At 45.0% G+C, this 13506-nt stretch carries 13 protein-coding genes; all 13 read left to right on the top strand.

Annotated features, from left to right (window positions below):
* The first annotated feature begins 137 nt into the window (after positions 1-137).
* The 13 genes from BN1969_RS17145 (at position 138) to BN1969_RS09920 (ending at position 13496) form a co-directional block, all read left to right on the top strand.
* Positions 138-554, top strand: a complete 417-nt coding sequence (locus BN1969_RS17145; RefSeq protein WP_077138744.1) for a hypothetical protein — start codon at positions 138-140, stop codon at positions 552-554.
* A gap of 293 nt (positions 555-847) precedes the next feature.
* The gene (locus BN1969_RS09875; protein ID WP_003501940.1) at positions 848-1513 is read left to right on the top strand and encodes an ABC transporter ATP-binding protein; all 666 of its coding nucleotides are present in this window, start codon (positions 848-850) and stop codon (positions 1511-1513) included.
* 14 nt (positions 1514-1527) lie between these two features.
* Entirely contained in the window at positions 1528-3912 is a 2385-nt protein-coding gene (locus BN1969_RS09880; protein ID WP_050624150.1) for an ABC transporter permease, read from the top strand.
* A gap of 77 nt (positions 3913-3989) precedes the next feature.
* The gene (locus BN1969_RS09885) at positions 3990-6374 is read left to right on the top strand and encodes an FtsX-like permease family protein (RefSeq protein WP_050624151.1); all 2385 of its coding nucleotides are present in this window, start codon (positions 3990-3992) and stop codon (positions 6372-6374) included.
* Between the two features lie 132 nt (positions 6375-6506).
* Positions 6507-6830 carry a PadR family transcriptional regulator gene (locus BN1969_RS09890; protein WP_002578897.1) on the top strand — a complete coding sequence of 108 codons (324 nt, stop codon included), beginning with the start codon at positions 6507-6509 and terminating at the stop codon, positions 6828-6830.
* On the top strand, positions 6827-7414 hold the full coding sequence (locus BN1969_RS09895) for a DUF2812 domain-containing protein (protein ID WP_002578898.1): 588 nt from the start codon (positions 6827-6829) through the stop codon (positions 7412-7414). Before BN1969_RS09890 ends, BN1969_RS09895 begins: the two co-directional genes overlap by 4 nt.
* 12 nt (positions 7415-7426) lie before the next feature.
* Complete coding sequence (locus BN1969_RS09900) at positions 7427-7846, top strand: nuclear transport factor 2 family protein (protein WP_004841005.1); 420 nt, start codon at positions 7427-7429, stop codon at positions 7844-7846.
* A gap of 24 nt (positions 7847-7870) precedes the next feature.
* The gene (locus tag BN1969_RS18255) at positions 7871-8047 is read left to right on the top strand and encodes a hypothetical protein (protein ID WP_187120342.1); all 177 of its coding nucleotides are present in this window, start codon (positions 7871-7873) and stop codon (positions 8045-8047) included.
* Positions 8048-8168: 121 nt separating this feature from the next.
* Complete coding sequence (locus tag BN1969_RS17150; RefSeq protein ID WP_077138745.1) at positions 8169-8585, top strand: 2-thiouracil desulfurase family protein; 417 nt, start codon at positions 8169-8171, stop codon at positions 8583-8585.
* Positions 8586-8721: 136 nt separating this feature from the next.
* Positions 8722-9390, top strand: a complete 669-nt coding sequence (locus BN1969_RS09905; protein ID WP_050624152.1) for a response regulator transcription factor — start codon at positions 8722-8724, stop codon at positions 9388-9390.
* Positions 9387-10400, top strand: coding sequence for a sensor histidine kinase (locus BN1969_RS09910; protein ID WP_050624153.1), 1014 nt, complete (start codon positions 9387-9389; stop codon positions 10398-10400). Before BN1969_RS09905 ends, BN1969_RS09910 begins: the two co-directional genes overlap by 4 nt.
* Positions 10401-10501: 101 nt before the next feature.
* Positions 10502-11269 carry an ABC transporter ATP-binding protein gene (locus tag BN1969_RS09915; RefSeq protein ID WP_050624154.1) on the top strand — a complete coding sequence of 256 codons (768 nt, stop codon included), beginning with the start codon at positions 10502-10504 and terminating at the stop codon, positions 11267-11269.
* On the top strand, positions 11259-13496 hold the full coding sequence (locus tag BN1969_RS09920; RefSeq protein WP_050624155.1) for an FtsX-like permease family protein: 2238 nt from the start codon (positions 11259-11261) through the stop codon (positions 13494-13496). The genes BN1969_RS09915 and BN1969_RS09920 overlap by 11 nt, the downstream gene beginning before the upstream one ends.
* Positions 13497-13506 lie beyond the last annotated feature (10 nt).

A 13506-nucleotide genomic window follows, 5' to 3' on the forward strand; every position in this document is an offset into this window, starting at 1 on the left:
TCTTACTGCAAAATGAATTGTCCTAAAATTGAAGCAATTCACCATGGATTTTCATGCCATTTAGGACAATTCTGCAACATTTGCCCTTTACTCTTTACTCAACAAATTAAAGCACACTTATAACAGGAGAAAACACCATGAAAAAAATCAATTTTTGCAAAGCAACAACAATCATTTTAATAATCAATGTTATTTTATCTATTGTTTTATTTTTCGTTGTTCCTGATAATATAGCAATTCAATGGGCAGGTACATCCCCCAGAAATGCAGTAGATTCTTACTATATATTTTTAGTACCGGTATTGTCAGTGCTTTTTGCTTTTGCTGGAAAACCTATTTTTACAAGGTTCCTGTTTAGATTGTGGAATAGAACTAACGAGTATTTAGTGGCATACCTAAATTTGTGTCTGCAAGTTGTATTTCTTACTTGTGAAATCTATATCGGGTTATATAACTTATGTAATTTTAATGTTGCCATTAGTATAATTCTCATTGTGGAATTTATGATAAATGTGGTGATTGGATTGAAATTATTTCACAATCAATCTATCTAAAAAATCGTGTAGTATGTTTCGGCGGACAGTTATTTCTGGATGCCCGCTGTAAATTTTTTTGAAATGTCCGAGCGTTGTAACATTTCTCGGACATTTGGGTTTTATAATGATCTTATCAACAAAAGCAAGCGTATACATGAAGCAATGCAATAAAAAAGTTGCTTGTTCAATAAGAATATGAATTGTCCTAAAATTGAAGCAATTCACCATAGATTTTCATGCCATTTAGGACAATTCTGCAACATTTGCTCTTTACTCTATACTCAACAAATTAAGAAAGGCAGGTAACTGTTATGAAAATTTTGCAGACAACTGATCTTAAAAAATACTACGGCACAGAGCCGAACATTACCCGCGCCCTGGATGGCGTGAACTTCTCTGTGGAGGAGGGCGAATTTGTGGCGGTGGTCGGCACTTCCGGCTCCGGTAAGTCCACCCTGCTTCACATGATGGGCGGTTTGGATACCCCCACCTCCGGCAGCGTGATGGTGCGGGATAAGGAGCTGGCGAAGATGAACGACGAGCAGCTTACCATATTCCGCCGTCGCAATATCGGCTTTATTTTCCAGAACTACAATCTGGTGCCGATCCTAAATGTTCATGAGAACATCGTTTTGCCCGTGGAACTGGATGGGGATACGGTGGATCAGAAATTCATGGCGGATGTGGTGTCCATGCTGGGACTGGAGGATAAGCTGAAGAATATGCCAAACAACCTCTCCGGCGGCCAGCAGCAGCGTGTGGCTATCGCCCGCGCTCTGGTGTCAAAGCCCGCTATCGTCCTTGCCGATGAACCCACTGGAAACCTGGACAGCAGGACCAGCGCCGATGTGTTGGGGCTTTTGCAGAGAACGAGTCGTGAATTTAACCAGACGCTGGTGATGATCACACATAATGATGCCATTGCCCAGCTTGCAGACCGTATCGTGCGGATTGAGGATGGCAAAATCGTTGGATAAAGGAGGTGGCAGACATGACATTGCCTTTTGAAAATGATACAGGGCCGGTCATTAAAAAATTGGCGTCACGAAGCATTCAGACAGATAAGCGGCGCAACCTGTTTGTGATCGTAACGATCGCTCTGGCAGCCGCTTTGATGGCAGCGATTTTTTGTGCAGGAGCGGGAAGTGACAGAAAACTGGAGGCGGACATTCGGGGACAGTATCAGGCGGTTGTGGTGAATTGTGACCGTGATACGATTGAAAGACTGAAAGACTGCCCGGAAGTGGAACGCTGGGGCCTTTCCCAGAATTACGGTTCTGCCCGCTATGGTGACAGCGTTCTGACTGTGGAGTATGCGGATGCCAACTGGATGGAATTGGGTAAGAAGCCTTCCTTTACTGGGACACTTCCGCAGGCTGCCAATGAAATTCTGGTAGAACGGGCATTTCTTGATTATTTTGAAATCCCCGCAGAAGTCGGGCAGACCATAGAAGTGAATCTTGGAAACGGAAAGCAGACCTATACCGTCAGCGGTATCATGGATGTGGAGAATGACTCCCGTATGTTCCAGCTTTATGTATCTGAAGCATTTGTGGAGGAGATGGCGCAGGGAGAGCCGCTGTTTGAATTTCGGCTTCGTTATACTGGTGCTGATAGTATGGAGCTGGAGCAGCTCAAGGCGGATATTGCAGCATTCCTTTCTGCCAACGATGTCTCAGAGGATCAGATTTTTTACAGTTCCAACTATTTCGATATGCAGGGCTTTAAGTCCGGTGTGATGAAATATTACATTCCCGTGGCAATCCTTTTGCTGGTTGCCTGTGCCGTGGTCATTTACAGTATCTTTTTCATTTCCGTAAAGGGCAAAATGCGGGAATATGGACGCCTGAAAGTGATCGGCACAACACCAAAACAGATCCGGCGGATCGTGCGGCGGGAGGGATTGCTGTTATCTCTTTGCGGTATCCCACTGGGGCTTTTGGTTGGAGGGGCTATCGGGTTTGCTATTTTCCCGGCACATTGGAGCTGGATGGGCAATCTGCCCTATCTGGCTGCGACCGCAGCAGCCTGCGCCCTGACGGTATTTCTGTCCATTCATGCGCCTGTCCGCATGGCGGCGAGGGTATCCCCAATCGAAGCGGTCCGCTCCAGTGGTTATGAAACGGCAACAGACCGGAAGGATCAGAAAAACCACCGCATTACGCCGTTCTCCATGGCACAGATGAACTTTAGGCGGAGCAGGAAAAAGACGGTCATCACTCTGGTATCTCTGGGATTGACGGGTGTGTTTCTGGTAACAGCCGCTACGGTACTCAACTCCATCAGTCCCGAAAAGATGGCGATAGAAGCCATGGGAGATCACTGCAACTATGAGGTCAGCTGGATGGATTCGGGAGGCGCGGAAGGATTGCCTGCCATCGCGCGTGAAAATCCATTGACAGAAGAACTTCGTCAGGAGCTTCTTGCCATAGATGGTGTGGAATCTATCACCAGCCATGAAGTAACATCCGCAACGGTGAAATTCCCCCAGGAAAGTGTTGCATTAAAGTTCCCTGTATTTGACAGAGAGCAGATGGAACAATGGTTGCCGGAGGAAAATCTGGAACAGGGCAGCGTAGATTATGAGGAGCTTGCCGCAAACAACGGTGTGATCGTGACTGATTCGGAAGATCATCTTTTAAGTATGTTTTATGGCTATACGCCTGCGGTCGGGGATGTGCTGACCTTTGAATCCATGGACGGTAAGGCCATAGAAGTAACGGTCATGGGGATTGCGAAACCGTCAGTAACATCAGGCACCGGCGCATGGGGCCTGTTTACCCTTACAGAAGAACTGGCCGATCAACTCTACCCGGATATTGAGAACAGGGAGGCCGTTTGGAATGTCCATACCTCGGAGGACTCGGATGCGCTCAGGGCGTCTATTTTCAGCCTGCTGGAAAATCCGGTGCTGACGGTCTTTTCCAGAGCAGACCATGCGGCATCCCTGGAATCGCAGCTAAAGATGATGACCCGCGGTGTTTATCTGCTGCTGGCGTTCCTGTTTGTGTTCTCCATGGTAAATCTGGTCAACACCCTGATGACCAATCTGCTGGCAAGGCAGCAGGAGCTTGGGATTTTGCAGTCTGTGGGAATGACCGGAAAGCAGGTTTCCCGTATGCTGATCGCAGAATGCCTGTGGTACGCAGGGGTTACGGTATTTTTGTCAGTTGGCATTGGCGGAATCCTGGGCTGGATTTTTGACTATGTGATCAGCAGCTTTAATATTTTTGGGGAACTGTCCTATCAATTCCCTTTGATGGAAACGGTTGTTTTTGTTCTGGCACTTTTGGTCGTGACCGGAATTTTCTCTGTGGTTGCTGTCCGTTACTCTAAACGGCTTTCCCTTGTAGAGCGGATCAAGACCATGGACTAACCAGAAGCGGCGGCTTCCGATGTGAAGCCGCCGCTTTGCTGACAGCAGAAATATAAGACTTAAAGGAGATGATCAAAATGACAGTACCATTTGAAAATGATACAGGAAATATTGTCAGGAAACTGGCAAGAAAAAGTTTGAAAAGCGAAAAACGCCGGAATTTGATGGTGGTGATCGCCGTTGCGCTGGCATCCTGTCTGATCTGTTTTTCGATTGTGATGGCTTTGTCTACCCGGCAGATAGAGAAAAATCATGTGGAGGATACTTATGAGGCGGTCTATACCAGGATTACTGAGGAAGATGTGTCCACCCTGAAGGGGCTGGATGACTTCTCAAGGGTAGGAGAGTATTATATGCTGGCTGTGGAACCTGCGGAGCAGGGATACAATGCCTCCTATATCTATTGTGATGAGGAAACGATGTATATTGCCCGTGACCAGATGAAGCTGCTGGAAGGCCGACTGCCCCAAAAGGAGGATGAGGTGGTGGTGAGCCGTTATTTCCTTTCCAACTATGCTGCAGACGCCGGGATTGGCGAAAAGGTTATGCTAAGCAGCGAGAGCTTTCACGGAGAATACACGGTGACTGGCATTATGGAAGGCTATAAGGAAAAAGAGGTAAATGGATCTTCCATCCTTCTTTCCAAAGAAGCCCTGAAAGGATGGAGCGGCTATGACCCCGCTGATTATCGAGCCTATGTGCATTTTAAGAATGAGCAGCAAATGGATGAAACAGAGCTGACTGCCCGCAGCAGGGAGATTGCCAAGGAATATCAGCTGGAAATGCCGATCATGAACCTCAGCTATATGAAGTTCTATAAGCAGCCTGTGAATGTCAGTATGCTGGCGCTGGTTGCCGGAATTGCAGTTCTGGTCATCATCGGAGGGTATGTTGTGATACAAAGTATCTTCCGAATTTCTATCAATGATAAAATCCAAAGCTATGGACAACTGCGGACCATCGGCACAACGCCAAAACAGATCCGCCGTATTGTCAAAAAAGAAGGCCGTTTCTTAGGATGGGCTGGCATTGGTATCGGTATTTTGCTGGGATGTGCAGCCGGGTTTGCACTGTTTCCCCGTGGGTTTAATCTGCTATTTTATGCAGCCGCGATTGTTTTGACTGCACTGCTTGGCTGGTTTATGGTATCCATTGCGATCCGCAGACCGGTAAAGATTGCCGCCAGTATCTCCCCGATTGAAGCAGTCCGCTTTACCGGCAATCAGAGCGGAAAGGCCCACACACATAAGAAGAATATGCGGTTAAATCCCCTCTCCATGGGAATTGCAAATTTCAGGCGTGACCGCAAAAAGACGATCAGTATCGTGGCTTCCCTGAGTCTGGGCGGGGTGATCCTTTTGGTGACAGCTTCTATTCTTTTGGTTCGTTCGCCGGAGCGGATCGCAAGACAGTATTTCCCGGATGGGGATTATAAAATCTATATCCATTCTGAAAAAACAGAATATGAGGTGATGTCAAAAGGAAATCCTTTGAATGAAGCGCTTCGGCAGGAGGTGCTGGCCGTGGATGGAGTAACAGATGTGATAGAAAATCGTCAGGCGGTTCATGTGCGGTTTGAAAATGAGGAAAGTTCTTCCGGCGGAATGTGTGATCTGTTGAGTGACCGAAACAGGGATCAAATGGAAGCGGCGCTTGTGTCCGGAACTTTACCTCAAGATTCCCATAGTATTGCACTTGATATGGATTATGCAGAAGATATGATCGGTGTAGATGTGGGGTCAGTTATCAAACTTACCATAGGGGATCAAGAGATTCCTGTCACTGTTTCCGGTCTGCTCATAAACGATGGGCTTAAAAATGGTCATGGTCCTCTGGCATTGGACAGCACCTGCATTGTTGCAACCAAAGAGCTATTTCAGGAAGCAATGCCTATGATCGATTGTTTTGATTATTCCTGGAGCATTGTCAGCGATCCCCAAAAGGCGGAGCAGATTGAAAACAGTCTGAGTGCGATCATTTCTTCCAATCCGGATCTTGACTTGGATACCATTGGGATACATAAGGATTATGAGGAAATGGAAAACAGGGTCGTTTTTGGAGGTTTTCAGGCGCTGTCCTGGCTGGTGTTCCTCTTTGGCGTGGTCAATCTCATCAACACCACCCTCTCCAATCAGATGTCCAGAAAGAGGGAAAACAGCGTCTTTCGCGCCATCGGTCTGACCAGAAAGCAGCTCTGTCAAATGACCATCTATGAGGGAATTTGCTATGCGTTTTCTGCTGCGCTGGCAACTCTGGCAGTCGGCCTCCCGATTGCAATGATAGCTGCTCGAAAATTCAGCGAAATGACTTTCCATGGAGCGATCATGCCATATTCCTTCCCCTTCCTGCAAATGGGGCTGTTCGTTCTGGTGCTGTTTGGCCTGGAGGTCATCCTGTCCTTCTGGACAATGCGCAGGCAGAAAAATCAATCGCTTGTGGAAGAAATGCGAGCGATGGAATAAGCATATAGGATCGGCGGGGCGGCGTGTGCTGCCCCGCTTTTTAAGTTTGCTGTTATATTTTGGATCATTATTGACTTCTATTACGGTTAGTGATATATTTATTACAGTAACCGTAATAAGGAGGCAGGTGTTATGCGAGACAATGCGAAAGGCGGTGCGCTCACAGAGGTGACATTCTTTATTTTGCTCTCCCTTTATACCCCGAAACATGGATATGCTGTTATGCAATTTATTGAAGACAATACAAAAGGGCGGCTCACGCTGGGGGCAGGTACTTTATATGGTGCGTTGAACTCGTTGCAGGAAAAAGGCTGGATTGCACCTTTTGGAGATAGTGCGGGACGGAAAAAAGAATATCTCATTACAACGCAAGGAAAAGAAATTGCAGAAAAGGAGCTGATAAGGCTCAATGAACTTGTAGGCGTGGCTAATGGAATTATTGGAGGTGCGGTATGAGCAAAAAGTATTATCGTTTCTTTGGCGGTTTGTTGACTGCCCAGGAACATTGGCTGAATAAAATGTCTGAAAAGGGCTATCGTCTGATTCGGGCGGAAAAAATGTTGTATGAATTTGAGGAGTGTAAACCGGATCAGGTAAAATACTGCGTGGAGTTTATCGGGCAAAAATCGAAGGCCAACGCATCCGATTATCATGAGTTTTTAGAGGGGATGGGTTACAAAGTATTTTATAAAAACATCAACCTGAACTACTCTGTTGGTAAAGTACGCCTACGGCCATGGGCTGAAAAAGGCGGACGCATAGCAACAAATGCCACCACCTTTAATCGGGAACTGTTGATCGTAGAAAAAGATAATGACGGTAAGCCGTTTGAACTTCATACTTCTTATGAGGACAAGGAAAACTATTACAGAAATCTGCGTAATCCGTGGTTGCTGATATTGCTCATGTTCGCAATATTTGCGGTTGCAAAATGTTCGGTAGTTTTTGGTGTGCTTGCCCTGGTTTCTCTGATTCCTGTTCTCGTATATCAAACCCAGGTTATGCAGAACAAACGCGAAGGTAAGACAAAAGAATGGTGAGGTGTTTATATCATGAATGAACGAGAAAAAACAATCCGATTATGGTTTGATATGTGGCTCAATCAGCAGGATATGGGCATTGATGATATTTTTACAGAAGATGTAATCTATACAGAAAGCTGGAGTCCCCAGTATAACAACCGAAAAACAGTAAAGCATTGGTTTCAGGAATGGAATACCCGTGGCAAGGTGGTCATTTGGGAAATCAAGCAATTTTTTCATAAGGGAGATCAAACGATTGTGGAGTGGTATTTCAAAAATGAAATGAACAATGGAAGTATAGAGGAATTTGATGGAATCTCGCTGGTTGAATGGACAGAGGATAATAAAATAAAGGCATTAAAAGAATTTGGGTGTAATCGCAATACCTATAATCCATACCAGGAAGGCGATACCCCTCAATTCAAAGCAGAAAAAGCGAATTGGTTTTGAATTGAGTGCTTATGGAGGTAAAATATGATGTATCGGACAGAATTAGTAGAAGAAATTACTGTGGAAAATGTAACAGAGAAAATCAATGCAAAAATAGAAGAAATGGAAAAGGAAAGCTATCGTCTTGTCACGATGTCTTTTTTGGGAATGGAAAGAGCTGTATTGGTTTTCAAAAAAGGGTTAAAGGGTAGTTTGCTTTAACACATAGTTTGCTTTTGAACTGTCGTCTATGGTGCGTTGACAGACTGGTAATCTCGACTATTCGTTAAAGGACTTTATTGTGGACTGTTCGAGCAAGCCATTGGGCTTTGAGGTGACAAATATGAAAGTATTGGTTAGTGCCTGTATTATGGGAGAGAACTGTAAATATAATGGGAAAAACAACAAAAATTCAGCAGCTATCCATTTTTTAAAAGATAAAGAAGTGATTTCTATCTGCCCGGAAGTATTAGCAGGAATGGAAACTCCCAGACCCTGCGCAGAAATTGTGAATGGGAGAGTAGTTGATGAAAACGGAAATGATGTTAGTTTAGAATATAATAAGGCAGTGGCAGTTGCATTATCGAAAATTCAGAATGAAGAGATTGATTTAGTTATATTACAATCCAGAAGCCCTACCTGTGGTGTTAATCAGATATATGATGGTAGCTTCACTGGAAAGTTAGTTTCTGGAATGGGTTTGTTTGCAAAGGCATTAAAACAAAAAGGATATCATGTCATTGATGTTGAAGAAATATAAGTTTACCATTTTTCATTTGTTGAGGGATAAGGTTCCTAACGCATTAAGGCTGCATTTTTATATTCGCTTGATGCAAATGTCAATGGGAGCATGAGCGACTATATCATAGAATATTATTTTTTTCACGGAGGCTGATATGAAAGAAAAAATATTGATAATAGAAGATGATCCGTTGATACGGAATGAATTGAAAACGCTGCTGCAAAGCAATGGCTATGAAGCGGCGGCTCCGGAAGATTTTTCTGATGTGATTGATCGGATCAAAGCCGAACAGCCACACTTGATTTTACTGGACATCAAGCTACCGGGAACCAGTGGCTTTTCTCTCTGCACCGAGGTTCGCACATTTTCCGAGGTGCCGATTATTTTTGTGACAAGCTGCAACACGGATATGGATGAACTGAATAGCATTATGCTGGGCGGAGATGCTTTTATTACGAAGCCCTATAACACAGCGATCCTGCTTGCGAAGATAGCATCTCTGCTGAAAAAAGCCTATCCCACGCAGCAAAGGGAACAGATCGTCTATGGAGATGCAGTGCTGCATCTGGAATCCAGCAGCCTGGACTATAAAGGACATAGCGTAGAGCTTACCAAGAACGAATTAAAAATTCTCTATTACCTGTTCAAGAACGGAGGGAAAATCTGTTCTCGTGGAGATATGATTGAGTATTTGTGGGACAATCAGCTATATGTGGATGACAATGCTTTGAGCGTCAATATCAACCGCATCCGGGAAAAACTGGCGGGCATCGGTCTGACGGATTTTATCAAGACAAAGCACCGACAGGGGTACACGATATGAACAGCAGACGATATTGGAAAAACAGGCTGCCATTTCTGCTGACGAACCTTGTTTGTATGGCTGCACTCACTGTATTTTTGCTGGTGTGCGGCAATTCGGTTTCCGCAGTAGTATTGATCCTGATTGTATGGGCATTGATTTTGCTGATGGGACTTGTCCTCACTTACTGGAAACGAAAGCGGCAGATGAAAAAACTTCTGGATATGGCAGAGCAGCTCTCTGAGAGATACCTTATTTCCGAAGTGATGGAGCTGCCGGAACAGGCTGAGGATCAAGTTTACTATCAGCTTTTGAAAATGGCTGGAAAATCCATGTTAGAGCAGATCGGGGAGGTCGAGCGGGAACGCCTGGAGTACAAGGAATACATTGAACAATGGATTCACGAAATCAAAACGCCCATTACTGCCATGAAACTTCTATGTGAAAACCATCGGATGGACTGGACAAAAGAACTTCTGCTGGAACTGGAAAAGACCAACCGCTTTACTGAACAGGCTCTTTATTATGCCCGCAGTGAGCATACAGAGAAAGATTATTCTGTCCGGGAAATGGCACTGTCCCAAGTGGTGCATCAGGCGATTGCAGATAATAAATATCTGCTGCTCCAAAGTGGTATGCGTCTGGAAGTGGAGGAAATGCAGGACACGGTTTATTCAGATGAAAAGTGGGTGCGCTTTATTCTGAACCAACTGATTGCCAATGCGGTCAAGTATCGTACTAAGCAGCCGGTTCTCCGCATTTCTACTCATAAACGGCAGGATCAGGTTGTTCTTGTCGTGGAGGACAATGGAATCGGGATTGCTGCGTCCGATCTGCCCCGTATCTTTGAAAAGGGATTTACCGGTCAGAATGGTCGTATGGTCCAGCAGTCCACAGGCATTGGCCTGTACCTATGCAAACGGCTTTGTGAAAAGCTGGGCATTGGCATTACGGCGGAGTCGTCGGAACATGGCACAGCAATTTCCCTTTCTTTTCATATTAACTGTTTGATTCATGAAGTGCAGAGCTGAGAACCGTTCTGCACTTCTTACATTTTTGTTAGAACTTTGTAAGAAAACTTGATACAAACGAAGCCGCTCTTATTTTACAATAGAGATTAGAGGTGATAACAATGAAAGAAATTTTGAAACTGGATCATATCCAAAAATATTACGGAAATAGTGGGAATGTTACAAAAGCAATTCAGGACATCAGCTTTTCCGTTCAAGAGGGAGAATTTGTAGGAATCATGGGAGCATCCGGTTCCGGCAAGACCACCCTGCTCAACTGTATTTCCACCATTGATACCGTCAGTGCGGGACATATCTATCTGGATGGGACCGATGTAACGGAAATCAATGAAAAACAGATTGCGCGGTTTCGCCGGGAAAATCTTGGATTTGTGTTCCAGGATTTTAACCTGCTGGACACGCTGACCATTTCGGAAAACATAGCCCTGGCGCTGACCATCAACAAGGTTCCAGCAGGCGAGATCGATGGACGGGTGCGGGAAATGGCCGGAAAGCTGAATATCATGGATATTCTGGATAAGTACCCATATCAGGTGTCCGGCGGCCAGAAGCAGCGGTGCGCCTGTGCCAGAGCCATTATCAACCAGCCTAAGCTGATCTTGGCGGACGAACCCACCGGCGCGTTAGATAGTCATTCGTCACAGATGCTGCTCTCGACGATCCAGAGTATCAACGAAAATCTTGGAGCCACGATCCTGATGGTGACACACGATGCTTTCTCGGCAAGCTATGCCAATCGTATTCTCTTTATGAGGGACGGGGCAATCTTTACGGAAATCCGTAAGGGTGGTGATTCCCGCAGGACTTTCTTTGAAAAAATCCTGGATGTCCTCACCATGATGGGAGGGGGCATGAGCGATGTACGCTAAACTCATTTTCAAAAATGCAAAGCGGTCTGTGAAGGACTATTTGATTTATATTGTGACAATGACACTCTGTGTCACCCTGTTCTATGCGTTTTTGTCTATCAGCAGCACCCATTATCATCCGACCATTGGTGCGGAATATAATATTTCCCTGCTGGCTGGAGGTATGAAACTGGCAATTTGCGGGATTAGTCTGCTTTTGTTGTTCCTGATCCACTATGTCAATCGTTTCATGCTGAGAAAAAAACAATCGGAGTTTGCAGTTGAGGCGACCCTGGGAATGGAGCAAAAAACCATAGGACTGCTCTTTTTTGGAGAGACTTTTTTCCTGCTCATATTCTCTGTGTCGGTGGGAATCCTTCTGGGGATGATCGTTTCTCAGGTCATTACGGCTATGTTGCTTGCTTCTTTTGGGGAACCCTACACTTTTTCTTGGTCTTTTTTTCCAGATACCGTGCTGCTGACCGTGGGCTTCTTTGTTATTTGCCAGATTCTGGTTGGAGTCGGGAATGTCAGAATTCTCAACAAAAGCAGGATTATTGAGCTTATGACGGCAAACCGTCAGAATGAAAAACCGCTTCATAAAAGCAGATGGATGCCGATGATCTGTATTTTCTATGGCATTATGCTGCTGTGGATGCTGGAGGTAGGTGCTGTAAAATATCATTTTTACTTCGATCCCAGACATCCGCTTCCTGTAAAGCTCATGTATTGGGGGAATGTCCTTTTCCCTGCACTGACGCTGCTTTGGGCAATCGCAGGTGCTGTTTTACACAGAAAAATAGGATTTTCCCGATATCTTTGCGGGCTTCTGGCTGGTGCTGTATTGACCGCTATCCCGATTTTTTCCATCGCAGAACTGGAAAAAGCCTACTTCCTTGGATTTGACGCCCCAACTCTGAATCAATATTTGCTGTTTGGGGTTGCGGATATTTTGTTTATCATTTCCGCAGTCATTTATTTATCGAATGCGGCGCTCCTATACTGGAAGGAGTCTAAAGTGTCCCGCAAATATCACAATACGAGTTTATTTCTGTTTGGACAGCTTTCCTCTAAGCTGGCTACCAATACGAAAACGATGACGATAATTTGTGTGACCCTGACTTTTTCTATCTGCTTGTTTGTCATTGCGCCAGTTTTGACAGGATGGAGTCTGGGCTATTTGGATAGTCGGGCAGTCTATGATATTCAAATTTCAAGCCGCTACAACGATGTTTATGAAGTGGAAAATCTTCCGGATACAGACTATGGGGAAATTACTGCGTTCATAGAACAAAACAACATAGCGATAAAGGACGATTTGACTTTTTCGGAATATCTTCCCCAAAAAAATGACTTTCACCAGCGGGTAAAGTACGATTTTCCTCCCTTGGCAATTGCACTGAAGGATTATAACGCTGTTCGGAAAATGTTGGGATATGAACCTATTATCTTACAAACGGATGAATTTGCTACCCACTGGCATCGTGCGGCAGAGGACAAGGATATTGAAAACTACATCGCTGAGCATACCTTACTGGAAACTGACGCAGGCACCCTGAAACTCAGTGAGAACGCCGTGTTTCAGGAGCCTGTGGGGGAATCCATCTATAATCTTTATACAGATGTGGTGTATATCATACCTGACGAGATAGCGCAAGTCTTGCTTCCTGTACAGAGCAACCGATTTGTGATGACCCAATATCCGCTTCCCTTCAAAACGGCAGAAATGCTGGAACAGCTTCTTGGGCGTTCTTATCCAGAAGATCCTGATAAAGACAATCTGGCAGGATACAGTACAACTGTCCATACTACGGAAGTGAACCGTATAATCGCCCTTAACTTTATCCTAAAAGCGTCCTTGATCTATGGTGCAATTGTGCTGATGGTGATGTGTCTTACCGTGCTGGCTCTTCAGCAGCTCCTGGATGCAGAAAAAAACAACTACAGATTTTCGGTTCTGCGAAAAATGGGAGTGGAAGAGAAGGACCTGCATACTTTGGTTCTAAAACAGCTTGGTGTTTGGTTTGGGATGCCGATCACAGCGGCAATCGTTGTAGCAATTATTGTGATTGGCTATTTTCTTCAAAGTGTTTCTGCTGAAATCTCAGCTTATATTGGCTGCGGAGCCTTGATGCGGCAAATAGGTATCATTGTCGGGATTTTCGCTTTGCTGCTGAGTTGCTATTTTCTCAGTACATGGCTGCTGTTCCAGCGTTCAATTCGCAGCAACTCTGATAGCGTAAGGTGATGGGAGGAAG

The sequence above is a fragment of the Clostridium phoceensis genome (assembly GCF_001244495.1).
Classification (GTDB): domain Bacteria; phylum Bacillota; class Clostridia; order Oscillospirales; family Oscillospiraceae; genus Lawsonibacter; species Lawsonibacter asaccharolyticus.